Origin of the sequence: Candidatus Amoebophilus asiaticus 5a2 (assembly GCF_000020565.1) — a bacterium.
Classification (GTDB): Bacteria; Bacteroidota; Bacteroidia; order Cytophagales; family Amoebophilaceae; genus Amoebophilus; species Amoebophilus asiaticus.
The window spans coordinates 1,579,079-1,605,032 of the sequence record NC_010830.1 but is presented as its reverse complement, the minus strand read 5'-3'; the positions used below and the strand labels follow the sequence as shown (position 1 = coordinate 1,605,032).

Here is a 25,954-nt window from a genome sequence, read left to right as displayed (position 1 = left end):
TAAGGGTTTATGAAAATCTTAAAAAATAACTGTTTATATATTATTGGAATAATAATGTCGCTCGTTGCTGTTTCTTGTAAAGACTGCAATAATGGCAATCCTGCACATACTCCTAATCCTGATATAGAAGATACAAAACCTGTTTACCAATTGATTTTAGATGGTATAGGTGCTTCAGCTTCTTTAGAAGGCATTGAAACATACTCCTTTTTTATAGTAAATAACGATAACCAAAATACAGTTCCTTCAGATGAAATCTTACTCTCATTAGAAAGTGAGATAGAATTTACACTAAATAATTATTCAGTAGATAGTCAAGGGCTGACACTCAAAAAAATTCTAGAAGTAGACAAAATTAAACCAAGTGCTCCTCAAGAAGTTATTTTAAAATTAAAGAATGCTAAAGATAGGAACGTTGCTGCATCCATTAAGTTACAATTAAAAGACAAGACAGGTAATAAAATAGGAGAGGAGAAAAGCTTAGTATGGAGGCCTAAAGTAGGAATTCAGTTAGACCTACAGATAACTAATAAAAACTTGAAAGGTAATGAGAAGGAAAATAAAAAAATTGAATTTAAGGTAGCTTCATTGGGTACAATCATGCCTGATAAAGATGCAATAAGTTTAAATTTAATACCTGAAGATGGTATTACTGCTACCATTGTAGGTGCTAGCCAAGCAACTGTGAATGGTAAAATAATTTATACTTACCAAGTTAAAAAAGAAGATATAAATAAAACAATTACTTCATTGAGTATTGACCCACAAGGAAGTAAACAAGCTAGCTTTAAAGTACAGCTTGTATATGATGGTAATCTGGTTGGGCCTGAACAAACTTTGACATGGCAAGCTGACGAACCATTAGCATTTGCCTTTGAAGCATCAGAAGAAAAATACAAGGATATTGTAACAGGAATGAAATCATTAATAGGTACAGATATAGTGGAGATATCTATTAAAAACTTAGGGAAAGATACAGAAGACGACGAAGTTCTGTTATGTGTTGAACAGGATAGCCCAGTAGAGGAGATAGCGTTTGAAGTATATTATAACTATCAAAATGTTGACCAAATAGGTGCCGGAACCCCTTCCATAGCTTTTAAAAGTCAGAAAAAAGTAGATGTGGAATTGTTAAATCTTTCTAACGATGGTACTGCTATTAAAAAAGGAGATACTATTAAAATTGCATTGCAACTAATAGACCCTAAAGTTAAGCAACAGGCTAGTATTACTTTTAAAATGAAAAGTAAGAAAGATAATCAAGACATAGCTACCCCAGTAACTATTAATTGGAGGGCAGTTACAACTACTTCGAAAAGTATAGAAGTCACTCAGCAGATGCTTAATGAAATCTTTTCCAAACCTGGATGCAGAAGGTTGTACGATGTGCTAAAAGATATTAAAGATGGTAAAGTTGGACAAGAACTTGATATTAATAAAACAGATTCTCACCATAGATTAGGTTATACAGCTCTACTAGAGGCTATTAATATAGGACGAGAAGATATAGTAACTTTATTATTAGACAAAGGTGCTGATGTGAATACACCAAGTATACAAGGTGAAACGCCAATTCAAGTAGCTATTAGAAAGCTTGATGTAGAAATTGTGAACTTATTATTAGAACAGAAGAAGCTTGATTCAAATATAACTTATGAGAAAGGTAAGAAATTGCTACTGAATTTAGCTATAGAAAGCAAGAATGTAACAGGAGATATAGAAGAAGTTACTAAGATAGCTGATATGTTATTGGATAAATTAGATATAGATACTATCATTCGAATTAATGGAAGTGGGCAAGAATCTCCAATTTTACTGGCTATCCAATGTAGGCGTACCCAGTTGGTAAAAAAACTTTTAGCAAAAGGCTTTACTCCTGATTTAAAAAATAAACAAGGGGAAACTGCAATCCATTTGGTTGCTCGGTATAATCAGAGAGAGTTAGCTGAACAATTGATAGCAAGAAATGTAGAGCTAGACGTGCGGGATAATATAGGAAATACTCCTCTCCACATTGCTGCAGCCCTACCTAAAAATAAAGAGATAGCTAAGCTATTGATTGATAAATTTCAAGAGAAAGGAATTAGTTTAGATTTAGTTAATCAGCTTGGCCAAACACCTCTGCACAAAATAGCTGGCAATTCTAATGCAGAAAATATAGAAATTATGGAAAACTTATTGCAAGCAGGTGCCCAGCCAAATGTACAGGATAAAAATGGCAGTACTCCACTCCATTATGCTATAGGTGCTAAATATAGGAATATTATTGAGGAATTAATAAGAGCAGGTACTCAGATGGATATACAGGATAATCAAGGAAATACATCTTTACACTTACTAGTTGCTAACAATTATGTGGACATAGTAAGAAGTGTAATAGCTAAGAGTCCTAATCTTAAGAATATAAAAAACAAGGCTGACAAATTGCCTAAAGACTTGGCTACAACTCCTGAAATGAAGGCCTTATTTAATTAAAATAAGGTATTGATTACAAATAAATAGGAAATAAGTTGTATATACTTATTTCCTATTTTAATTTAAAAGGTAGTATATCTATTCATATGGTTATATTCTTTTTAACTTGGGGTCGCCTCACGAAAGTGAATATAAAGCCTGTTAAGGCATAGTCGAAGCAGGAAGACATTTATAAAGGGCCGGAATTAAGTATATTAAACTCTACCTTAGCTATATCTAAGCATGGTGGAATAGATAATAGTTTTGAGCTTTGCATATTATAGCTGTCCTAGTTTATTCTAAAACTGGTTTTTTACTTTTGATTAATTCTTCTTGTCTTGGTTAATCCCTATTACATTAGCTTGTACCCGTTCAGGGGTCTACACCACCTTAGAATTACTAAAAAATACGTATTTCATTTAACAACCAATCGATAAAGGGTGCCTTATAGTTGGTATATATATATGATTTTATAGTTGGTAGCTAATAACACTCTAGGAACACAAATACCGTTTTCTGGCTAAAAATAGTGACTTTATTTTGGGTAGACTCCTGAACGGATACATTAGCTTTAATACTACCTGGTATTTTTTATTTGTTTATTCATAGTTTAGGCTTTTTGTGTAAACCTATTTCAGGAAAAGGCATATTTCGATTTATTCTTAAAAGTACTCTTCTTTTTTGTTATCTACTGTAAGAAATGATAAAGCTCCATAGAGCTTTTATTTCTAAGAGAAGTTGTTGCTATAACTATATCTTTTAATTGTATGCACAAAGCTTGCATATTATCTAGCATACCAAGTGTCTCTGTAGTCCTAGTAGCAATATATTCTTCCACTGGCCCTGTATAATCTGAGGGTAATTTCTTTAATGCTTGCTTATATAAACGTAGCCCTAATTCTGTAGAAGAACCCTGCATCATCATCTTTCTTATAGAACCCACAGTTTGATTCACATCTTTTTCCTCTTCCAAAAGGCTCATTAACATTTTACCTGCTTTCACATTATTCTCTCCTAAACATATGTAAGATTGACCACCTATCAAATATGTATGAAGATGATCACCATCTGCTATAACTTTTCTTTTTTTTCCATTCTTTTTAATTTTAATACAATCAACCATAACCCCATATTTTGATAGATAAGGTATTATATTTCTAACTTTATCTAGATATTCTATAAGTGCACTATAGCAAGGGTAAAGCTCCGGAATAATATAGAAATCCTTAAATTGCATAGCTTGAGAAGTGGCATTATTTTCCTCTTGCTTGAGGAGAATAAGCCCGGTAAGTGTTTCTGTATTTTCCCTAAAAGTCTCTAACCCTTGCTGGGACTCTGCTATATTAGAGGGATCAACTTTTATTGATGGATTGCTTACTAGAAATTTTAGCAAACCCTCTTTAACATAATCAGACTTATTATTTGCTAGATAAGTATCATAATATGTTTTAAAAGTTAATTGTTTATTAGAAGTTAACTGCCCCCTTTTACCCTTCGCATAAAGGGTGATAAGGTTACGAGCAGCATCAGCATTTCCCATACTAACTGCTTTTTCATAATATGCTATAGCTTTTGCTCTATTAGGCGCTAATTGACCTTTTATTCCTCTCGCATAAAGAGCTCCAAGGCTATTAGCAGCGCCTCCATATCCCATACTAACTGCTTTTTCATAATATGCTATCGCTTTTGTTGTATTAGGCGTTAATTGATCTTCTATGCCATTATCATAAAGAATGCCAAGACCATATGCAGCTTTAGCATCTCCCATACTAACTGCTTTTTCATAATATGCTATAGCTTTAGTTGAATTGGATACTAACTGACCTGGCATACCATTATGATAAAGGATGCCAAGATTAGTAGCAGCATCAGCATTACCTAACTCAACACCTAACTTATAATATTCTATAGCTTTAACTGCATTGAATGCTAATTGACCTGGCATACCCCTATGATAAAGAACGGCTAAATTATTAGCAGTATCAGTTCTTCCGAGTTTAATAGCTTTTTCATAATATTCTATAGCTTTTACTGCATTAGGCGCTAAATGTTCTTTCATTCCTTTCTCATAAAGAACGCCAAGGGTATAAGCACCTTCAGCATCTCCCATGCTAACTGCTTTCTCGTAATATGCTATAGCTTTTACTTGATTAGGCGTTAATTGTCCCTCCATGCCATGATGATAAAGAGAGCCAAGATTAGTAGCGGCCCTAAAATCTCCTAGCTTAATAGCTTCCTCATATGATTTTATGGCTTTTGCTGCATTAGGCGCTAATTGGCCTTTTATCCCTTCTGCATAAAGAATGCCTAAATCGGTAGCAGCCTCAGCATTTCCTAGCTTGATAGTTTTCTCATAAGCTTCTATGGCTTTTGCTACATTAGGTGCTAACTGACCATTCATCCCTTTTGCATAAAGGATGCCAAGATTATGAACAGCCGTAACGTCTCCCATATTAATAGCTCTCTCATAATATTCTATAGCCTTAGATGCATTAGGCACTAATTGGCCTTCTATTCCTCTCTCATAAACAATGCCAAGGTTATGAGCAGCATCAGTATTTCCCATACTAATAGCTTTCTCATAATATTCTATTGCTTTAGCTGCACTAGGCTCTAATTGATCTCCTATACCATTATGGTAAAGAAAGCCAAGGTTATGAGCAGCATCTGCATATCCCATGTCAATAGCTTTTTCATAATATGCTATAGCTTTTGCTACATTAGGTACTATTTGACCTTCCATACCATTATGATAAAGGTACCCCAGCGCATGAACAGCTCCAGCATTTTCCATCCCGATTGCTTTTTCATAATATTCTATAGCTTTAGCTGCATTAGGTGCTATTTGACCTTCCATACCATTATGATAAAGAAAGCCCAGTGCATGAACAGCCTTAGTATTTCCCATCCCGATTGCTTTCTCATAATATTCTATAGCTTTTGCTGCATTAGGTGCTAATTCCACTTCTATTCCTTTATGATGAATGTACCCTAGCGCATGAGCAGCATTAGCATTTCCCATCCTGACTGCTTTTTGGTAATATGCTATGGCCTTGTTTGCATCTGGAGATAAGTATTTTATTGCCTTACTACTGTATATTTCACCTATATAATAGGCATGCATACCATCTATACTTGTATGATCTGTAGATTCTTCTAGCTTTATAAGTAGCCTCTGATAAGCCTCTGATTTTAGCTTGTAGGATTTAAGTAAAGGATTTTTTGTGTATTTCTCCATCAACCATAATAAGGCGATCAATGCTTCTGGATCTTCCTTTTCAACATGCTCTAAGATAAAGGGTATATAGGCTTCTTTGACATACTGATTAATGTTCTGCCAGCCTTGAGCAATCGCTTGGATTATAGTTCCTTGTGCTTGTTTGTCTTGCAGCACTGTCTCTTCCGGAAGTTGGCTTATATATTTTAGCTGATCGACAGGTGTGCTTGCTTTAGCTACTTCCTTTTCATTAGCTTGCACAAGCATATTTTCATTTAAGGCAATCAAATCGCTACCAGCTTCTTCTGTTTGTAAAATTGTAGTTTTACGAATATCTTTTGGAGCTGAAGTTGTGATAGGTATATCCCGATCACAGGAAACTAATAAGAAGCTACCTATAAAATAAAGTATATGTCTTGTTCTATGCATACATTTCTTATTAAAATATTTAATCACTATTGATAATAGTAAGTTTCTGGCCAATATACGGCAATCTGTATGATTTGTATAGAATTTACAATTAAAGCGACTTGTTCTGAAATAGGTTTGGGGTGGCGTCACGAAAGTGAAAATAAAGCCCGCCAAGCAGCTCAATGAATAATCAGAAATAAAGACTTCAATCTCTTTGCGTTTACCATAGAATTTACCATAGAAATCACTTTCGTGAGCTGACCTCAACTTTAGCTAAGAATAGACCTGCTGCGAAACAACTGTTATAAAAAAACAGAGGAGTATTTTTCACAATTTAGAGAACACAAAAAATAAAAATAGGCATTTAAAGTATAAAAAAGGCAGGTTGATTTTTTGTAGATAGTAAATTTATCTCTCAAAAATCCAATAGTTTTATCAATTTTCTGTTTCGCAGCGGCTCTAATATCTATTCTATTTACATTTACCAACCAATGAAGTTATAGCTCCTAGTTGGCAGTTAACTGGTTTCAGGTATACACCCCTCAGATTTTTCTAAAAATGGTTGTTTGGTTTTTACTAGGCTTATGGACAATAGACTTCTTCCGAGACCTCTCACTTAGCCGTGTTAAAATAGGTTTATAGCTAGATTTTATGAGGTTTCAGAAGAAGTCTAATTACGGGACTCTTTTATAAAGGTATAAGACAACAATTAGTATTTATGATATTAATGAAAGGATGGTCAATAGTTTATCCAAAATGCTAATAGGAAGTAAATTTTATATTCCTTATAATCCCCTTACTTCCTATTAATTATATAGCTTCTAAGCAGCTGATAAAGCCTTTACAGATTATGTCTTTCTTCTGTATCCCTATCAGCTTGGTCGCTTAAATAGTGTCGGATTATATCTTTTTCAGCTACATCAGGCATCTCTTCTAATTGAACGTCTCTCCGTAAATAAGCGGGTACATCTAAATACTCTTTAAGAGTTTCCTCACTTAGATTGCTCGCTTGATGCTGTGCTAATTTTCTAACTCTATCTTGTGCTCGCTCACGCAGTAGTTGTTTCTTCTCTTCTAATACTCCAAATGGTAAAGATGGAATGTTAGATACTTGTCGGATATCTGAAGTTGATTTTCTAGAAGTATTTTTTATATGAGAATGAGCTGCAGGCCTTTTTGTAACATCATATTTATATTTTTGTTCTCCTAGCTTATTTTCTTCCTCCTCTGCTGAAGAAAAGCCTGAAAAAAGGTGTCCTTGTGCAGTCTTTACTGTGCTTGCTTTTTGCTCTGCCTTGGTAGTAGTGTTATTGCGGGTAGTAACTTCTTTATCTTCATCAAACCCAGTAGCAATAACTGTTACCCGAATGCTTTCTTTTAGTTGCTTGTCTGAACCATGTCCAAAGATCATTTCTGCATCTTCCCCTACCTTTTCCTGTATATAATCAGTAATAATTGCCAACTCGTCCATATGCATTTCTGCTTCTTGTCCAGAAACAATAGACAATAGAATCTTTTTAGCGCCATGAATATCCTTATAGTCGAGTAGAGGAGAAGTTAAAGCTAGTTCAGCAGCCTTTCTAGCCCTATCTTTACCCTCTGCTTGCGCCGAACCCATGACAGCTGCACCAGCTTTTTTCATGACGGTTTTTACATCTTCAAAGTCTACATTTACATATCCTGGTACTGTGATGATCTCTGCAATGCTTTTGGCAGCTGTAGTTAAAACATTATCAGCCTGTGCAAATGCATTGCCTATGGATAAATTTCCTAAAACTTCTCTAAGCCGATCATTTAGAATAACAAGTACCGTATCACAATGCTGTCGAAGTTCTTTAATGCCTGCTTGTGCTTGTAAAAGCTTCCGTTTTCCTTCAAAACCAAAAGGTAATGTAACAATACCCACGGTAAGTATGCCTAGTTTGTTGGCTATGCTAGCAATAACAGGCGCCGCTCCTGTTCCTGTACCTCCACCCATACCAGCAGTTACAAACAGCATCTTGGTACCATCGTTAAGTAATGCTTCTATTTCTTCTTTACTCTCAATAGCAGCATTTTTACCTACTTCTGGGTTAGCACCAGCTCCCAAACCACTGGTTAGATTAATGCCAATTTGTAATTTGTGCTGTATAGGACTGCTTTTGAGTGCTTGTTCATCTGTATTACAAACTATAAAAGCCACATCTTGTATGCCATGTTTATACATACTGTTGACGGCATTACTACCTCCACCGCCTACGCCTATTACTTTAATAATAGATTTTTTAGGTTTTGCGGATAAATCAAAACGATGTGTACTAGATTCCATAATTATTTAATTAATCTTGCTAATTAGATTGATCTTCATAGTCATCTATCAAAAGCCCTTTAGTTTTATTTAAAATTCTTCTGAACAAATCTATTCCTTGTTTTTCTTTTTTTAAACTTTGCTTAACACTGTTTTTGAGATTTGCCTTAGCTTTTTGATAAGCATTTTCTCGTTCGTCCACCTCTTTAAACCCTGCTAAAACAAGTCCTATGCCTGTAGCACACATAGGGTTTTTGACTTCTTCTATATTATTCTTGTCTAATAATTCATTGGGATAGCCAATACGTGTATCCAAGCCTGTTATGTATTCAAAAAGCTTTTTTAAAGACTTAAGTTGTGAGCCACCTCCAGTAATAACGATCCCTGCTGCTAGCTTGTTATGGAAGCCAGAAATGATAATTTCTGTATGAATCATTTCTATAATCTCTTCCATCCTTGCTTCTATGATATGTGCTAAATTACGTACTGAAACTTCTTTAGGCGGGCGGTTTCGAAGACCAGGAATACTAACGATTTCCTCTTGATTGGCTTCTTCTATAATAGCCTTACCAAATTGCTTTTTTAAAAGTTCTGCCTGGTATTCCATTACTTGAAAACCGGTTTTTATATCTGCTGTAATGGTATTGCCACCAAAAGGTATAACAGCCGTATGGCGAATAATAGAATCATAAAAGATAGCTATTTCTATGGTTCCGCCTCCTATATCTACTAGGCAAACCCCTGCCTCTTTTTCTTCTTCACTAAGAATAGCTAAACTAGAAGCAATAGGCTCTAAAATTAATTCTGCAATTTCTAAATCAGCTCTTTTGGTACATTTATGAACATTATTAATAGCGCTTGTTTGTGCTGTAATAACCTGAAAATCTGCCTCTAGCCTAACACCTGTCATACCTACTGGGTCTTTAATATCAGCCTCGTAGTCTACCATGTAGTTTTGTGGTAGTACATGTATGATTTCACTTCCTGGTGGCAGTAGAATTTTATACATGTCATTAGTTAGACGTTTCACATCTGCTATCGTAATTTCTTCGTCACCACGCTCTCTTGTAATACTGCCATGGTGCACACTACTCTTAATATGCCTTCCTGCAATACCTACATTAACTACTCTAATGTCTATGCCTGAACTTTCTTCAGCTTGTTTGATAGCTTGTCTAATAGCTATTACAGTTTTATCTAAGTTGGTAATAACACCTCTTACCACGCCTTCTGATACTGCTTTTCCTATACCAAGAATATCTACATTACCTTGGTCATTTTTTTTGCCTACCAAGGCTAAGACCTTCGTTGTGCCTATATCAAGCCCTACAATTATTTTCTTGTTTTCCATCGCTATTCGCAAACAATTTGGTTATCAAACTTGAGGTTGATTCGTTTATAAGCATTCCAACCTTTGCAAGGAAGGATTACTTTGTAAAATAACATAAGTTTTTTCATTTTCTTTTCAATATCTTCTGGTTTGCCCAAATATATCTTTTGCCTATTAAATAAAGTAGTTAACGTTAATTCTCCCTTTCTATTTACACTAATATGTGTGATTTGAGCTTTCCAAAAAGGTTCTTTATTAATTAAATGTAGTACTTTTAGAATAGATTTACTATATGGGATGCTTTGTATCGTATTTTCTAAATTACGTAATTCTATGCTATCTAATAGCAAAACTCTGGCAGTATAGCTTTTTGGTAAAGGTACTAGTTCTCCCAGTTCATCAATATACTGATCTATTCCATATGGACAAATTATTCTAGCCAAAACTCTTTTAGGTAATATATTGATTTTTATATCTCCTTTCCAAGTTTTGTATACTGAGCACTTTCTTACAAAGTTATGTGATTTTATAATATTCTCAATTTGAGTAATTTTTATTTGCTGTATGGGAGCGTCTTGTAGGGGATAAATATATTTTTCGGTTAAATAGGCAAAAATATCTTTCTCGTCTATAAAATGTTGCTCTCCTACGTTCTGTATGTGTATATCTATGGTTTTACATCGCTGCTTAACATATTTTTTTTCAACAATTATAAGACAACCAAACAGCAGTAGCACACCTACTAGTAAGCTTAAACTTTTTATCCATTGGTAAAATTTAAACATATTGATATTCTATGGAACAGTTGCTAAAACTATTTAGTGTTTAGATTTTAATTGTTGTAAATATAAATTTATTGTAGTGCATGTCTATTATTAACACTATACCAAATATTATTACATTATTCCTTTAAAGTATTTGTAAATAAAAACATACAAGCCATACTAAAAATAGAATAGGCAGCAGAAAAGGAATAGCAAAGTAAACGATATAGTTAAAAAATGCGGGCATGCGTACACCTAATTGTTCGGCAATAGATTTAACCATAAAATTTGGTCCATTACCAATATACGTCATAGCACCAAAAAATACAGATGCAACTGAAATAGACTTTAACCGTAGTATAGAATTAGCAAAACCTTGACCCATCGCATACTGATATACTTCAGAAGGTTGTAATATATCTGCTCCTTGTGAAGCCATAGTAGCAGCCACGAAATTTAGGTAAGTAGGTGCGTTGTCTAGCACAGAAGAAAAAATCCCCGCTCCCCAATACAAACTGTTATGTGTAATCAAATTGATACCTGCTTCAGACTGTGCAAAGTTACTTATTAGAGTTAATGCTGGCATCATTGTTCCAAATATACCTATAAATATGAGCACTACTTCTTTAATAGGGGCAAAGTTAAACGCATTGCTTTGTAGGGCTATGCGGCTAGCATATCGGTAAGAAAACCAAGCTAGCAATAATAATAAAAGCTCTCTTACAAATGAGAAATCATGCCCATGATAATGAATAGCTGGTACCCAATCAAATATATTAGGGTCTACAAATACAGCTAGAATAACCAGTAGCAGCCATATAAAATTACGTTTACCAACAATTTCTATTGCCCTACTGCTTTTTGAAAGAACAATATTTTTCTTGCCATTAACCACATTTCTGTTGTCTAACCAGAAAAATATAAGACTTAGCATAAGAATTGCTAATAGCCAAGGTAATAAGTTGTGCTGTAAGGTCCAGAAAAAAGGTACGCCTTTTAAAAATCCTAGAAAAAGTGGAGGATCACCGATAGGGGTAAGAGCACCGCCTACATTACTAACTATAAATATGAAAAATACGATATGGTATGTTTTAATTCTATCTTGGTTAAGCCGAATATACGGCCTAATTAAAAGCATAGATGCACCTGTAGTACCAATAAAGTTAGCTAGTATAGCACCTATCCATAATAAAACCAGGTTAACAATTGGTGTTGCAGTTTTATTTACATTAATAAGGATGCCCCCCGATGCCATATATAAAGCACTAATAAGTGATATAAACTGGATATACTCCATGAGCGCTTCTGTAGGCTTAATATAATTATGTAATACAAAGAGGTAGTAAGAGATAACTAAACCTGATAATAAAATGGATATTTTGGGATAGTGTTTGTGCCAAAAAACTTCATATAGTAAAGGGCCGCTGGCAATCATGCATAATAATAAAATAAAGGGTATAGCAAGCCAGCTTGGAGGAATATGATTATGCTTTTCAGTAGGCTGTTGATGCTGTATATTAGAGCATAGTACGGGTGTATGCTTTGTTCTTTCTTCTATAACTCCCTTACAGAGATTATGGTTGGCTGAGTGAGATAAGGACTCATCAGCTAATGCATAAATAGTGTTACTTTTTACTCCAGCCATAAGGATAAATATCCATAAGGCGCTTATAGCAATATTTCTAAACATTTTAATATGAGATAAGATAAATTAAAAATGCTAAGCTAATAAGCTTGTGCAGGAAGCGCAATGTTTTTCCTTAGATATCAACATTTTTAATTAACAAATATTTAATTATAGTGTAGATTTAGTAGTTATTTATGAAAGACAAGCTTATATCTAAATAAGATAGCTGCCCACAGTGCAGCTGTGTAGAGGTATTTTTGTTAGTAAGTATAAGCTCAAATGGCTTCTTTTAGCTTATTTGTTAGTAGATTTTAGCTAGCAGGCTTTAAAAGATATGGGCTCATAGTTATTAAACCAGTGTATATTGATATGAAAAGAACAAATTTAACTACAACTAACCTTCAGAGTATTCTTGTAATCCTTGTTATGGGCTATATATGTGCTTGTAAGGAACCTGTCCCAACAGATTCTACAAGCAGGCAAGAAAAAAATATATATACGCAAAACATAAGTTTAGCTTCTTTAGATGCAAATAGTCCAGATAGTTTGTGGGAGCAATTTTTTGCACAACGGGGTATGCGGAGGGTAGGTGATCACTTGTTTCTGGAAGAAGATAAATCCATTTCTTTATTCAGAGGAAGGTTTGGTACAATGTCTATTACAGATGCGGAGGCTAAAGAAGCAATAATAGGATTTATAAAATATCTTCATTATCGTAATATAACTATGCGTTCAATAAACATTGTAAAGGATGTATTATGTGAACTAGATCTAGCAATTATTGAATTTGCTAGTATTACTGAGCAGTTTAGACATTTAGAAAATCTTACCTTACATAATAACCGCATACAAGACATGCCCGCACTTATAGCATCTTTGCCTAACTTAAAAGAATTACACTTAGATAACAATAACATCGGCCAATTACCTGAACAGTTAGGTGCTCTTACACAGTTAGAAAAGTTTCAGGTATCCAACAATCAACTATGTGAGCTTCCTAGCTCTATAACTCAACTTACTAATTTAACTGAATTAGATTTAAGTAATAATCAGTTTAGCTATTTCCCTTTGCCTATATATACTGCTAAGCAAATAAGCATACAAGCTGATGACGTTGGTGAGGTAATGCCTGTTACAAATCCGTTTATTAGAATAAGAACCCTTTCTTTGAAAAATAACCAGCTTCGAGAGATTCCTGAGTATATAGGCTTATTTACCAACCTTGAGCGACTTTATTTGGACAGTAATAAAATTCATAGGTTACCGCATACAATGACACAACTTACGAATCTTTCACGGCTTGTACTAGCTCATAATGAACTGAAAGAATTACCTGGTTGTATGTATTCATTTATTACATTGGGGCGGCTTAATGCATGTCGAAATGCCTGGTATCAACCGAAAGATTTAATAAAGCTTAATTATAAAGAAATTAGAAAAGAGGCACAGAAAATGCTACCTACTAGCTTGGCTACACTTTGTATGCGTTGTATAGTTGGGCCTGTTGAGCGCTTAAATAATTATACACCAAGAGAATTGAAAAACTTACTTCCTATAGGCTTAAGCTATAGATATTTACCTTATATGTATCAAAAAGCATCTTACTGGAAAGAAGGGGAAAAATATGTGTGCTTTATGCCGCTTGGAGATCTCAATATTCCGTTCTCTATGGATTTCTCATTTGTTACACTTGCTGATTTAGATAACTTATTCGAAAAAATAATTAAGAGGAGTAAAGAGGAAATTGTCTTTCAGAAAAAAGGGTATTGTTAAAACAAGATAGAGTTAGGTATTGTTAAATTGGGATAGGATTAGTAAGTTAGAGGAAAAAGTATGAATTGTCCTCGATGTAATAATACTCAAAGCTGTAAAGATGGAATTGTTAGAGGTAGACAGCGCTACCAGTGTAAAAGTTGCCGTTTCCGTTACACAGTTAGCCACAAATCAGATGTTAAACCTCTATATACTAAGCGAAAAGCGTTGCAATTATACTTAGAAGGATTAGGATTTCGAGCTATAGGGCGTATACTCAACATAAGCTATGGGACAGTCTATCAATGGGTAAAAGCATGTGGAGATCAAGTAAGTTTACCAGAAAGCCAAGATCAAGTAGATATAGTCGAGATGGATGAAATACACACTTATGTGGGTTCAAAAAAGTCTACTGCTGGATATGGATAGCTGTTGATAGGATAAGCAAGCGCTTTATATCATATGTGTGTGGAGATCGCTCGACACAAACCGGACTGAAGTTATGGGAGCGCGTCAAGGATATAGGCAAGCTGTATTGTAGTGACTATTGGAAAAGTTATGAGCAGTTTATTCCAAAAGATAAACACCGACAAAGCAAATCAGAAACTTATACAGTGGAAGGATATAATAGCTTAATTAGGCACTATTTAGCAAGATTTAAGCGTAAAGGAAAATGCTATAGCAAACAGGTGCACATGATAGAAAAATCGCTCAACCTGCTAATGGCCAAGCTAAATAATCAGCTGCCTATCTTAATTTAACAATACCCAAAATTAATACTAATTTGACCAGTGGCACTTGCAGTATTTAGAAATAAGCATTCTATATTTTTAACTAAATATATATCTAATAGCCACTTTGGATTTACGTAAAAGATTGCTTGCTTAGGAAGGGGTACTGCGAAGCATTGACAAAAATAAAATGGTGCCTCATTATTCTATCCAATTAAGAAAAAATTAAGAGATAAAACGTGCATTTAAATTTCAAAAAAGCAGATTGGCTTTTGCAAAATAATAATTTTTAGACCTTGAAGATTTGATCAATCTACTAAATAAACCTTTTATATTGGCTCTAATATATATGTGGCAACAAGCATAGTTCGAATCCATTGCTGAAAAGGTTTATGTATATGGCTCAAAAATAGTAGTGAGTATATCAATATTAGTGGTTAATACCAATATAAACATCTAGTACAGCGTGTTCTGGGTTGGTTGCACGTTGGTCATAAATTTCGAAATCAGCCAAATATTTTCTGGGTCCTCCTAATTCTTCAGAATTCATATTCCAGATCTTTTTCCACATTTCTATACATACCATAGGCATACTACCAGGCTCTGTTGTAAACTTTGTATAATTCTGTGCAGGTATAATAAGCGTATCAAATTCTGCTGGAATATTATTAAACTCGGCTACTTCCTTGCCAATGAAATAGGTATAATCTCCCCTAAAATCACTTTCATAGTTTGTATAAACGCAATAAGTTGTGCTTGGCTTATCATGTTTGATTTTTGTTGATAATGCAACATACTTTTGTATGGTAGCACCAATTTTGGCGGTAGCTGGTTCCATTTCAGCCAGGTTATTAGTACGGCAAGAAATACCAACCAATTTAATGGCTGGTAGCATTATTATTGTTTTCTGCATAACCTATTTATATAAGTCTAGTATTATCTACACTAGCAATCTGTTTGCAAGGCATACCTAACCTGGCTAAAAATTATATTTCAATAACTTATTTTAATGTTCTGGTCGCATTTGTGGGAAGAAAATAACTTCTTGTATAGAAGGTGCATTCGTCATAATCATGGCGAGTCTATCAATACCGATGCCTAAGCCAGCTGTTGGTGGCATACCATAACTTAATGCTCTTAAGAAATCTTCGTCTAGCATCATAGCTTCTTCATCTCCACGTTGCCCCAATTGAAGTTGTTCTTCAAAGCGTTTACGTTGCTCGATAGGGTCATTTAACTCAGAAAAAGCATTACAGATTTCTTTTCCATTACAGATGACTTCAAACCGTTCTACCAAAGTAGGGTTGTCTCTATGCTGCTTAGCCAGTGGCGACATTTCTACTGGATAGTCCGTGATAAAAGTAGGTTGAATTAGGTTAGGTTCACATTTGGCTCCAAAAATTTCATCAATAATTTTTGCTTTTCCTGCTGATGCTTCTAATGGTACCGATAACGTTGCTGCAGCTTTTCTGAGTTCAAGTTCCTCCATCTGACTAATGTCTATGCCTGTAAAATGCTGTATTGCTTCAAACATGGTAAACCTTTTCCAGGGCCTTTTAAAATCAATGGTATGAGTTCCTACTGGTACTGCTGTAGTTCCATATAAATGCAGTGCTACCTGTTCTAGTAATTCTTCAGTAAGATTCATCATCCATTTGTAGTCCTTATAGGCCACATACAATTCCAGCATGGTAAATTCTGGGTTATGAAAACGCGACATACCCTCATTTCTGAAATCTTTTGCAAATTCATATACGCCCTCATAACCACCTACAATTAGCCTTTTTAAGTATAGCTCGTTGGCAATACGAAGATAAAGCGACATATCTAGCGTATTGTGGTGTGTTTTAAAAGGTCTAGCAGATGCTCCTCCGTAGAGCGGTTGCAAAATAGGTGTTTCTACCTCATCATATCCTTGGCTGTTTAAGTACTGACGAATGGCTTGTATCATTTGAGTCCTTTTTTGAAATATGGACCTTGTGGTAGGAGTTACCAGTAAATCTACATACCGTTGTCTATACCTTTGTTCTGGGTCTGTAAAGGCATCATAGACCTGTTTATCATCCTCTTTAACAACAGGTAGTGGGCGAAGAGCTTTGGATAATAGCGTAAGCTTATTAACATGAATACTAATCTCGCCTACTTGGGTAGTAAATACATATCCCTCTATACCTATTAGGTCACCAATATCTAGCAACTTTTTGAAAACTGTATTGTAAAAGCTTTTATCATCGCCTGGACATAACGTATCTCGGTGCACATAAAGCTGTATTTTTCCACTAGCATCTTGTAGCTCTACAAAAGAGGCAGCCCCCATGATGCGTCTACCCATAATACGTCCTGCAATACTTATCTGTTTAAAATTATCGGGTGCTTTATTGAAATTAGATAAAATGTCTTGGGTAGAGGTATTGCTTGCAAAAGTTGCTGAGGGGTATGGATTAATACCTAAAGCTTCTAATTCTTCTTTCTTTTGCCTTCTTAGAAGTTCTTGTTCGCTTATAGAATATGACATATGAAGTGTAGTCAATTAATTTATTGGTTATTAAAAATAAGAAGCTAAGCTAAAATTTTTTCAGGAATTATTAGGCATATTGTGCGTAAATTAATTGATTTTAATGTCTTTGCTGTATCCATTTCTTTTCTTAGCCATGTTTGTTGCTCGTTAAACATAAGCCAGATAGTATACTTATTAGAATATTGCTAATTATGCAGTTAGTCATCGATAAAGTTTCTTTTGTTATCGGATATGGTTATTAGCTAGCTTTGTCATACATACTTCTTATAAGGAATAAACTTATTTTACATACGTTCATAGCTCTACTTAAAACAAAATCACTCTATAGCGTGTAAGTTTAGTGGTTGGTTGCCAATTAGAATAGGCTTTTTTGAGTATTTATAATGGGATGTATACTGGTGGATGCGTACCTTATTTCAAAACTTAGCATATTCGTGATTCTCAATTGCAGATACATTCATAAAGGGGGTAGCAGTGGAAAGTATTGTTATAGGAAAGTGTTTGTGTAAACACTCAAAGATAGTAAGCCCTCAGCCTTGGGAAAGAATAAGGAGTTGTTATATTTTTAGCGCATGGCTGACAGTCGAGAATATGTTGACAATTTTAATCCCTATTATATTAGTCTGTCTGTTAGTTTAAGGCTTGGTTAATACATAAATTTTTATCAACAATTACAATGGCAAAAAGGACCAATATATATAGATTAACATTAGAGCAGTTAGAATTAGCCAGTGGAAAAACAGTATTCCAAAAGCCTATAGAAATAGATTCTGATAATTATGACGATATTTTTGGTATTATCGAGCAGGTGAACAAGAAAAACCCTTTTAATAATTTAGGTCAATTAGTACAATTTGCTGTTAGTCTAAAAATGTTTAGTGAAATAATAATTAAAAACCATAATTATCCATTTTTTGAAAAGCTTTTTCCTGTGTTTGGTTCATTTATGAAAGGGCTCAAAGCAGCCTTAGTCCAAGACAACCATTCTTAAAAAACCGCTTTATTTTAGTTAAATGATTTGTTGTCTAAATGTTTATGAGATGCAATTGCTACATTACTTTAATTCAATATGACATGGGAGCTAGCCATCCAGCAATTTGAGATACACTTACAGCTTGAGCGGTCTCTTGCTGAAAATTCTATTTTGGCTTATGGTAGTGATCTACGTAAGCTATGCCAATTTATAGAATTAAGGCAACTTGGCCTATCTCCTTTGACATTGCAGACTACACACTTACGTGATTTCTTAATGTATCTCTATGAATTAGGCATAGGGGCCACTAGTCAAGCGCGTATTTTGTCTGCTATTCGGGGTTTTTATCAATTTCTACTGTTAGAAGGGTATTTAGAGACAGATCCTACTAAGCTTGTGGAACGTCCTGTACTAGGGCGCAAACTTCCCCATACGTTGTCTGTACATGAAATAGAAATATTATTTGGTACCATTGACCATAGCACTGCTATGGGTATGCGCAATAGGGCTATGCTAGAAACATTGTATAGTTCTGGGCTTCGTGTATCTGAGCTGATTTCTTTACGGATGAGTGATATCTATTTTGAAGAAATGTTTTTACAAGTACTAGGGAAAGGCAATAAGCAACGATTAGTTCCAATAGGTAAAATAGCATTGAAGTATTTACGTATATATATAGAAGAAGTACGTATTCATTTTCCAATTAAAAAAGAGGCCGCTAATTGTGTGTTCTTAAATAAGCGGGGAAGTAAAATGAGTAGGGTAATGGTATTTTTAATTATTAAGGAATTGGCCAGTAAAGCTGGCTTACAACAGGAAATTAGTCCACATACGTTTAGGCATTCTTTTGCAACCCATCTAGTAGAGGGAGGTGCGGATTTAAGGGCTGTACAGGCTATGCTAGGCCATGAGTCTATTACTACTACGGAAATATATACTCACTTAGATCGAAGTTATTTACAGCAAACTATTCATGAATTTCATCCACGTAGTTGAATGGCTCTAAGAGGCTGTCTAAAAAGGGTAATTTAGATAGGAAAAGCAGACAAAACTTTATAAAATTAGTTAGTGAACTTTAAACTAACAGCTATGCCATACACTAGCGATTTAACAGATAAGGAATGGGAAGTGTTAGAACCATTAGTTACTTACATAGGTCCTTGCCGACCCCGTAAATACACTATAAGAGAAGTATTAGATGCTATTTTCTATTTAGAAAAAACAGGCTGTCAATGGCGCATGCTACCTGCCCATTTTCCACCCTGAAAAAGTGTTTATGACTTGTATTATCGCTGGCGAAGAAATGGTAAATGGGACTTAGTCCATGATACACTTCGAGATCAAGTACGAGAAAAGTTGGGCAAACAAGCCATACCTAGCGCTGCCATTATGGATAGCCGCTCGGTTAAAACAGCACAAAAAGGGGGTCGAGAGGCTATGATGCAGCAAAAAAAGTAAAAGGCCGTAAGCAGCATATTATTGTTGATACGCTGGGGCTTATACTTTGTGTGGTAGTACATTCAGCTCACTTATCAGACTCAAGAGGATGTCATCTTTTGCTTATTCGCCTTTTTAATACATTCCCTTCTATTAAACACATATGGGTAGATGGAGGATACCAGAAAGGATGTATAATGTGGGCTTATGGGGTGCTAGGTTATACTTTAGAAGTTGTACAACGGCTCTCAAATGGGTTTCATATTCTAAAAAAGCGATGGATAGTCGAGCGTACATTTGCTTGGCTGAGTTTTTCTAGGAGGCTCTCTAAAGATTACGAGCATAATCCCAAGTCTTCTGAAACACATATTAAAATTGTTATGATTAGAATCATGCTTAAGCGGCTTTTATGACTCCATTTTGGCTTTTTAGACAGCCTCTAAGAGTGCCAGCGTTCATTTAATTTTGCAAAGAATTTAAACTAAAGTATACTTTACAGGATGTAAAATGTAGTTTGTTAAAGTAGATAGATTACAAGAATATGTAGATTATCTGAAAGTGGAAGCATATTTTAGGCAGAAAATGGCAAACGGGCCTCTACAATCGTATATATACCAATTATAGCCTTACTTTATTTGATTGAAATAGTACTTCTGTTAGGATTTATTTAAAAGGGACTAGGTATCTTAAATGGATATGTTCAGTTTATTTGCCGAATAAACCTATAAAATTGATACTAATTCCACTAGAATTAATCTAAATTATGCTATTATTGACCGGAATTACCTTTATTCATTCTTACAATATATATAGCCATATAGCCAGCCATTAGTAAACCACCTATTATTCTAATCACATACGATGTTTGATGTTGCTGCTCTAAATTTAACCTGTTAGTACAGAAGTAGTAAGTATGTACGCTGGAAAGATTAACATAAGCTTTGGTGGGTAAGCTTCATACTACGAAAGTAAACTGGAGAATGTTATCATTATAAACTTATAGGAATTTTTATGGAAGTTAGGGGATGGTTCTTGTTTGTGGCAAGGTAAAATAGATACATATACATGTTTATGAGCATAACCCCAAGCTGCTATTATTTTAAGTGATCCTTTAGTGAAACAAGGCAAGGAGACAGCTATTTAAAGGAAAATATGGGGACTTACTAAACGTGACCTTGGCTATGAAAAAATTGATAAGCTGCTGTCATAATGGTTTTTTAAAGTGTGGAACAAGACTTATAAATGCTGCTATGATGTCTTCTGCTTTTCCTCTATCTACTTGTAAATATAATCTAAGCTAGCTTCTAACATGCCTTCAATATGTATAGTTCATACTGTATTTATACCGTTTTAGTTTAGAATATATACCGTATTGTATTCCAAGTAATTATCTTATCGTGTAATGCAACCCAGCGTTGAATGAAGTTTTTTTTTACACCACTTCTATAACGCACAGCACTACCTCCATACTCACTGACCTTATCTTCTTGTAGGTCTGGCTTCCAAATCAGCGATTCACTTTCATGTCTATTTGATAAAATATTTCTTTCGTGTTGATGGGAATTATGAGTTAGAAATATACATTCTGCTTTAATCAGAGGTTTATAAGATTCCTTGATATGGGTATTTAAAGATTGAAATAAAGCTTCATATTCTTCAAGCCATCTCTCATAAGCAACAATAGGTGAAAAGTTTAAGTGAACTTCATATCCAGCTTCTATAAAAGTGTTGATAGCTCTGATTCTGTCTATAATAGAGCTAGTCCTTGGCTCTAATATAGAACTTATATTTTGTGGTATTAAGCTAAATCTAATTCTTACTTTACTCTTAGGATTAAAATCTAAAAGTTTATGATTTACATATTTAGTTGCAAAAGTGGCTTTGGCATAAGGATTTCCTTTGAAAAAATTAAACACTTTTAACCAATCTGTGTGTTTCCAATGCAAACACACGTCTGTTGAACATCCTATATCATAGGTCCAGTATTTATCATCTGTTTGATTGGTAATTTTTGTGGGTAATGTTTCAATATGATTATTTATAAGAGTGAGTATCTGATCTATATTTTCATTTACATATATGTATTTATAGTTATGACGCATAACATAGCAATAGCTGTTGCGACATCCACTAGCACAACCATAAATAAAATTAGGCGTGATAAAATCGGCAGATCTACCATTAGGCCTTATGTGTAAAGTTTTTGTATTTCGCTTTAAAATTTGAACCATATATTATGTCAGTGGCATAAGCTTTATACACCTGTTGCCTATTTATTTAAAAAGCTACCAATTCTTTACTTTACCTAAATTAATATCCAATAACTTTCTAAATCAAGCTTTTTAAGGAATGATATTGTGCCTCATTGGACTACTTTTACAAGAGCTTAATATATTTTTCTAGCAAGTTAAAATTCTTGCTTTATAAATCTGTTATCGATTGAACTTTAGGAAATGAAAAGGGAGAATGTAGGACGATATTATATATAATATAATTCCAGCAAGGGTCAAACGGTGCATACTCTATTTGTGATATGCTTCTTAAGTAGGTAATTCTTGCATATAACTTCTAAAGGTAAATATATATATATATTGCTTATTATACGATTAGGGCTGACTCTATATAAAGGGACAATAATTCAACTTAGGAGTGTAGATGCCTTTTACCAATCAAAATTAAAACTATATTTGCGCGTGTATACAAAAAGCTCGTATGTGCTGCTTGTTAGGGAATAAAAAGTTAACTTGGCTTAAGTTATAGAATTAAGTTCAGGTATCTGAGCTTCGTAGAAAATGATAAGATTTTGTGACGTTAAAGGCAATTAAGTGATCCCGCTGGGATTCGAACCCAGGACCCTCTCCTTAAAAGGGAGATGCTCTACCAGCTGAGCTACGGAATCTTAGCCTCTGTCCAACTCACTATGCAAAAGTAGTATGGAATAGTTAAAATCAAAAGAAATAGTGTAAATTTATTTAAACTTTTTAACCATATATTTTAAAAATGGAGCACATAAATGTAAAAAAGTGGAATTCATACAGTGTGTATTTACTTATCCCCAATATAGTTGGCTATATTAGAACATTATTATCCGTTTTAGCCTTTTATGTGTGTTTCAGTAAGCCATATTGGTTTATAACCTTATATGGTATTAGTCAATTATTAGATAGCTTAGACGGATATATTGCCCGTCGCCTAAACCAAGCAAGTGCTTATGGGGCTATGCTTGATATGATGATTGACAGATCTTCTACGACAGCGTTATTAATTATTTTATCTAATTTTTATCCTGCTTACATACAATACTTCATTGTTATAATACTCTTAGATGTTATATCTCATTTTACGTATATCTATAGTTCACTTTCTTATGGTAAAAAGTCACATAAGTCTATTGCTAAAAATCAGTTCTCGATTTTAAGAATATATTATGGTTACAAGCCTATGTTATTTTTATTATGTTTAGGTAGCGAGATATATCTGCTATGGTTATATATGCGTCGTTTTAAAATACAGTTAGCACTTGATCCTTATCTTGAAAGTTGTGCATATCCTATATTTACTTATTTATTTGGAAGCTTATTTGTAGTGAAGCAAATAATCAATATTGTACAATTCCTACAAGCTGTTAAAGATATGGTTAGGTTAGATGTAAACAAATAAGATATAACCAATTCTCGCTGCTATGCTTACTGATTCACTGTTTATGTTAATATTATTTGGTAAATTAATAAATGATTTTACCATAGATAAGAAGGAATGTGTTTTGGTTTTATAATCTATATATTAACATCAACAACAAAAAGTAATTCTATTAGTCTTTTAGAATATAAATATCCTGTGCAATAGGTAGCTATATAATATACTTATTTATTTTTATGTGTCGCCTTAACTATCCTTAACTCTTATGTGGGCTATTTTCATTAAGCCTTTTCTAGCTATTGTGTTAAGCAATGGCTTAAAGTGGATTCATTTTAGGTGGCTTAGTAAGCTTCTGGATTTCCATGTCAGTATAAAACCTTGTAAAGACTATTCTTTAGAAGAACAAAATGATTTTGAATGCATTATTAGAAGAAGGCATAAGCATGTGATCGAAGGATATATCATCAAGAAATTTGAAAGTTATCCTTATGTGATGGTTATAACCAAGCGAGGTAAGTTGCTTGGACTTATGTTTATTAATTATTTTGAGTATAATCAGGAAAATTATGTGTATGTGGGTCCTATATTTTTCCTGTCTAAGCTAGCTTTGTGTTTGTCAGGGATGTATTTAGTAGAAGTTTTTTCTGACAAAGTGAGACAGCTCAATTTCCTTGGTGAAATTCAAAATCCAGAAATGATTATCCATTTACATACGGTGATGCCTAAATCTAGTACTTTCCCACAAATAGGTACATTTTATGTGTCTGATAAGGCACGAGAAAAATTAGACTGTTTTATTGATAATGTTAAGCAGATTGATGAAATAGATAAAATACATTTTAAAAGTAAATCTGTATACAGCCTTTTTAGGGAACGAGAAGACCAAAAGCCCTTGTTAACTTGGCTGAAAAATCATGGGATTGATTTGATGCAAGGAGATAGCCTAGTAATGTTATTAATTGTTGACCAACAAGCTATACCTAGTATAAGAAAGAGAGTATGGTATTGTCTGTTTACTTATCCTGCTCATAGAATTTATTATATACAGCATATAAAAAAGTTTCTTGAGTCGCATAAAATAATACATAGCAAGGGAAATGGGAGTGCGCATAGTTGATTAGTCAACAAAACGTTGATTTAAAAAACTACGGGTTATAGTAAGCTAGATTAAAATTACTTGAGAAATTATAATTTTATTAAAAACCAATTGAAAAATGACTGATAAAAATACTTCACATATTGACCCTTTTGTAATAGAATTAGTGGATAAACTGTATCAGATATACCCAACAGTCAATCATAAACTTATTGTCAATATTTCAACATTATCTTATAATCTTGAAGAGGTCCATTACATTGCTAAAAATATATATTATGTTGTAAAAAACTTTCCTCGTTTTTTATCTGCTATTACAGCAAACATGGATAACTATCTAGCCAGGATGCCTTTGGTAGAGAACTTATTTGAAGAGCATGGTAGGATGAATCTTGACCATGTTCATTTACGTAGCTATATCAATTTTCTTAATCAAATTGGTATACCTACCCATGATTTAGATTCCTTTGAACCTTGTGCTGGTGTAATTGCTTATGTACGAAGTGTACTCGATTTATGTTTACATTATAACTATTTAGAAGGCCTTGCTGCCTTAGGAGTTATAGAAGATATTGTACATCAAGTTTCACCCATTATTGGCCAAACTACTAAAAAACATATTTCTAACATAAATCGTGTGTCACATTTTAGTGAGCATGAGGTGCTTGATGAACAGCATTCTAAAGAAATATATGAACTGCTTAAGTATAACAATGAGCAAGAAAAGCAGCTGATAGCACGTGGTTTAACTTTAGGAGCCTATTATCATAGTAAATTATATACAGATATTGTTGATGCATTGTTGTATGAAACAGGCCCAAAAACGTTAAGTACAGTAGATGCCGATCAGTTTATAAATGAGTTTATAGGGGAAATAAAGGAAGAAAAAGTTTCTGAGAAGCAGTATGTTTATCCTCTAGCACAAGGTAAAGCTGCTGTTAATCGCTTAGCATTACTTAATAAATTATATAACAATAAAAGTATAGCCACTATACAACAATATATTGATAAGACTACCAAAAATATTCTGGAAATAGGTTGTGGCACAGGTGTATTAGCAGCGCAGCTAGCAAGTGTCGTCGATGATTCTATTCAGGTATTAGCAACAGATGTTAGCGAGGCACAGATTGAAGTTGCTCGTAATGCCCATACAAAAAATAGAAATCTCAGCTTTATCGTATGTGATTGTAACCAAGTAGGGCAGCTTCAAGAAAAGTTTGATATAATTTACATGCGTTGGGTTATAATTTACCAAAAGAATATATCAGAAATTATCCATCAATTATATCGCATACTGAAGCCAGGAGGATATTTAATTATAGAAGATAACAATCCTATGGAGTCTGGTTGTTATTCATATGAGCAAAAAGATATTATTGATCATTGGAACCAATTCTTCAAGTTTGCATTAGTTAAAACAGGACAAGTTATTAATATTGAAAAAACAATTATTGATACTTATCAGGAGCTGTGTATGCAGGATATAACAAAAGATATCAATCAATCTTCACTAGTTACTGAAGAAGAAAAGGCTGTCTTTTACTTAGGTATTGAGGAAAGTAAGCCAAGTATCATAAAAGCAGGGATAAGAGAGCAACATGTTGATACCTTTATAGCGGAGCTAAAAACAATTTGTAAAAGTAAGTACCCTGTTGATTTTGTAAAAAACTTCCAGCTGATAGCACGTAAGTAAGTAATCTAATCTAATGTAAACAGCA

At 34.0% G+C, this 25,954-nt stretch carries 16 protein-coding genes, 1 tRNA gene and 1 pseudogene; 9 read left to right on the top strand and 9 right to left on the bottom strand.

Features of this window, described 5'->3' with window-relative positions:
* Window positions 1–9: 9 nt before the first annotated feature.
* The gene (locus AASI_RS06415; protein ID WP_083758854.1) at window positions 10–2,475 is read left to right on the top strand and encodes an ankyrin repeat domain-containing protein; all 2,466 of its coding nucleotides are present in this window, start codon (window positions 10–12) and stop codon (window positions 2,473–2,475) included.
* A 667-nt stretch (window positions 2,476–3,142) separates the two neighbouring features.
* Here the strand turns inward: AASI_RS06415 and AASI_RS06410 are convergent.
* The 5 genes from AASI_RS06410 to AASI_RS06390 all read right to left on the bottom strand — a co-directional run bounded on the left by AASI_RS06410 (window position 3,143) and on the right by AASI_RS06390 (window position 12,108).
* The gene (locus AASI_RS06410; protein ID WP_012473327.1) at window positions 3,143–6,100 is read right to left on the bottom strand and encodes an SEL1-like repeat protein; all 2,958 of its coding nucleotides are present in this window, start codon (window positions 6,098–6,100) and stop codon (window positions 3,143–3,145) included.
* An 823-nt stretch (window positions 6,101–6,923) separates the two neighbouring features.
* Window positions 6,924–8,390, bottom strand: coding sequence for a cell division protein FtsZ (ftsZ, locus tag AASI_RS06405; protein ID WP_012473326.1), 1,467 nt, complete (start codon window positions 8,388–8,390; stop codon window positions 6,924–6,926).
* 19 nt (window positions 8,391–8,409) lie between these two features.
* Window positions 8,410–9,720, bottom strand: a complete 1,311-nt coding sequence (ftsA, locus tag AASI_RS06400) for a cell division protein FtsA (protein WP_012473325.1) — start codon at window positions 9,718–9,720, stop codon at window positions 8,410–8,412.
* Window positions 9,721–9,722: 2 nt separating this feature from the next.
* The gene (locus AASI_RS06395; RefSeq protein ID WP_012473324.1) at window positions 9,723–10,484 is read right to left on the bottom strand and encodes a cell division protein FtsQ/DivIB; all 762 of its coding nucleotides are present in this window, start codon (window positions 10,482–10,484) and stop codon (window positions 9,723–9,725) included.
* Between the two features lie 124 nt (window positions 10,485–10,608).
* On the bottom strand, window positions 10,609–12,108 hold the full coding sequence (locus AASI_RS06390) for a sodium:proton antiporter (protein ID WP_148204980.1): 1,500 nt from the start codon (window positions 12,106–12,108) through the stop codon (window positions 10,609–10,611).
* A gap of 351 nt (window positions 12,109–12,459) precedes the next feature.
* Here AASI_RS06390 and AASI_RS06385 point away from each other — a divergent pair, with 351 nt between their 5' ends.
* Complete coding sequence (locus AASI_RS06385) at window positions 12,460–13,863, top strand: leucine-rich repeat domain-containing protein (protein WP_012473322.1); 1,404 nt, start codon at window positions 12,460–12,462, stop codon at window positions 13,861–13,863.
* Window positions 13,864–13,923: 60 nt separating this feature from the next.
* A protein-coding gene (locus tag AASI_RS08375) for an IS1 family transposase (protein WP_148204979.1) occupies window positions 13,924–14,603 on the top strand; the annotation gives its coding sequence in 2 pieces (ribosomal slippage) (window positions 13,924–14,242 and window positions 14,242–14,603; 681 coding nt in all).
* Window positions 14,604–15,003: 400 nt separating this feature from the next.
* Here the strand turns inward: AASI_RS08375 and AASI_RS06370 are convergent.
* On the bottom strand, window positions 15,004–15,486 hold the full coding sequence (locus AASI_RS06370; protein ID WP_044282877.1) for a GyrI-like domain-containing protein: 483 nt from the start codon (window positions 15,484–15,486) through the stop codon (window positions 15,004–15,006).
* A 93-nt stretch (window positions 15,487–15,579) separates the two neighbouring features.
* Window positions 15,580–17,088 (bottom strand): lysine--tRNA ligase, encoded by a 1,509-nt coding sequence (gene lysS / locus AASI_RS06365; protein ID WP_012473319.1) that lies wholly within the window; start codon window positions 17,086–17,088, stop codon window positions 15,580–15,582.
* 679 nt (window positions 17,089–17,767) lie between these two features.
* On the opposite strand from lysS, the gene AASI_RS06360 reads away from it, so the two are divergent.
* From AASI_RS06360 to AASI_RS08370, 3 genes and pseudogenes are all read left to right on the top strand, one after another.
* Entirely contained in the window at window positions 17,768–18,082 is a 315-nt protein-coding gene (locus AASI_RS06360) for a DUF3861 domain-containing protein (RefSeq protein WP_012473318.1), read from the top strand.
* 78 nt (window positions 18,083–18,160) lie between these two features.
* Complete coding sequence (gene xerD, locus AASI_RS06355) at window positions 18,161–19,060, top strand: site-specific tyrosine recombinase XerD (protein ID WP_012473317.1); 900 nt, start codon at window positions 18,161–18,163, stop codon at window positions 19,058–19,060.
* 93 nt (window positions 19,061–19,153) lie between these two features.
* Window positions 19,154–19,914 (top strand): annotated as a pseudogene (locus AASI_RS08370) (IS5-like element ISCaa9 family transposase).
* A 942-nt stretch (window positions 19,915–20,856) separates the two neighbouring features.
* Here AASI_RS08370 and AASI_RS06340 read toward each other — a convergent pair.
* Both AASI_RS06340 and AASI_RS06335 read right to left on the bottom strand, forming a co-directional pair.
* On the bottom strand, window positions 20,857–21,732 hold the full coding sequence (locus tag AASI_RS06340; protein ID WP_012473316.1) for an SPL family radical SAM protein: 876 nt from the start codon (window positions 21,730–21,732) through the stop codon (window positions 20,857–20,859).
* A gap of 595 nt (window positions 21,733–22,327) precedes the next feature.
* Window positions 22,328–22,400, bottom strand: a tRNA-Lys gene (locus AASI_RS06335).
* 101 nt (window positions 22,401–22,501) lie between these two features.
* On the opposite strand from AASI_RS06335, the gene AASI_RS07740 reads away from it, so the two are divergent.
* The 3 genes from AASI_RS07740 (at window position 22,502) to AASI_RS06320 (ending at window position 25,929) form a co-directional block, all read left to right on the top strand.
* Entirely contained in the window at window positions 22,502–23,161 is a 660-nt protein-coding gene (locus AASI_RS07740) for a CDP-alcohol phosphatidyltransferase family protein (RefSeq protein WP_012473315.1), read from the top strand.
* A 244-nt stretch (window positions 23,162–23,405) separates the two neighbouring features.
* The gene (locus AASI_RS06325) at window positions 23,406–24,257 is read left to right on the top strand and encodes a hypothetical protein (protein WP_012473314.1); all 852 of its coding nucleotides are present in this window, start codon (window positions 23,406–23,408) and stop codon (window positions 24,255–24,257) included.
* 97 nt (window positions 24,258–24,354) lie between these two features.
* A complete protein-coding gene (locus AASI_RS06320; RefSeq protein WP_012473313.1) occupies window positions 24,355–25,929 on the top strand; it encodes an iron-containing redox enzyme family protein in 1,575 nt (524 codons plus the stop codon).
* The last annotated feature ends 25 nt before the right edge of the window (window positions 25,930–25,954 follow it).

Excerpts from the sequence above, each read along its gene's own strand:
- AASI_RS06415 (WP_083758854.1), top strand. The coding sequence starts at position 10 with ATGAAAATCTTAAAAAATAACTGTTTATATATTATTGGAATAATAATG.
- AASI_RS06410 (WP_012473327.1), bottom strand. The coding sequence starts at position 6,100 with ATGCATAGAACAAGACATATACTTTATTTTATAGGTAGCTTCTTATTA.
- ftsZ (WP_012473326.1), bottom strand. The coding sequence starts at position 8,390 with ATGGAATCTAGTACACATCGTTTTGATTTATCCGCAAAACCTAAAAAA.
- ftsA (WP_012473325.1), bottom strand. The coding sequence starts at position 9,720 with ATGGAAAACAAGAAAATAATTGTAGGGCTTGATATAGGCACAACGAAG.
- AASI_RS06395 (WP_012473324.1), bottom strand. The coding sequence starts at position 10,484 with ATGTTTAAATTTTACCAATGGATAAAAAGTTTAAGCTTACTAGTAGGT.
- AASI_RS06390 (WP_148204980.1), bottom strand. The coding sequence starts at position 12,108 with ATGGCTGGAGTAAAAAGTAACACTATTTATGCATTAGCTGATGAGTCC.
- AASI_RS06385 (WP_012473322.1), top strand. The coding sequence starts at position 12,460 with ATGAAAAGAACAAATTTAACTACAACTAACCTTCAGAGTATTCTTGTA.
- AASI_RS06370 (WP_044282877.1), bottom strand. The coding sequence starts at position 15,486 with ATGCAGAAAACAATAATAATGCTACCAGCCATTAAATTGGTTGGTATT.
- lysS (WP_012473319.1), bottom strand. The coding sequence starts at position 17,088 with ATGTCATATTCTATAAGCGAACAAGAACTTCTAAGAAGGCAAAAGAAA.
- AASI_RS06360 (WP_012473318.1), top strand. The coding sequence starts at position 17,768 with ATGGCAAAAAGGACCAATATATATAGATTAACATTAGAGCAGTTAGAA.
- xerD (WP_012473317.1), top strand. The coding sequence starts at position 18,161 with ATGACATGGGAGCTAGCCATCCAGCAATTTGAGATACACTTACAGCTT.
- AASI_RS06340 (WP_012473316.1), bottom strand. The coding sequence starts at position 21,732 with ATGGTTCAAATTTTAAAGCGAAATACAAAAACTTTACACATAAGGCCT.
- AASI_RS07740 (WP_012473315.1), top strand. The coding sequence starts at position 22,502 with ATGGAGCACATAAATGTAAAAAAGTGGAATTCATACAGTGTGTATTTA.
- AASI_RS06325 (WP_012473314.1), top strand. The coding sequence starts at position 23,406 with ATGTGGGCTATTTTCATTAAGCCTTTTCTAGCTATTGTGTTAAGCAAT.
- AASI_RS06320 (WP_012473313.1), top strand. The coding sequence starts at position 24,355 with ATGACTGATAAAAATACTTCACATATTGACCCTTTTGTAATAGAATTA.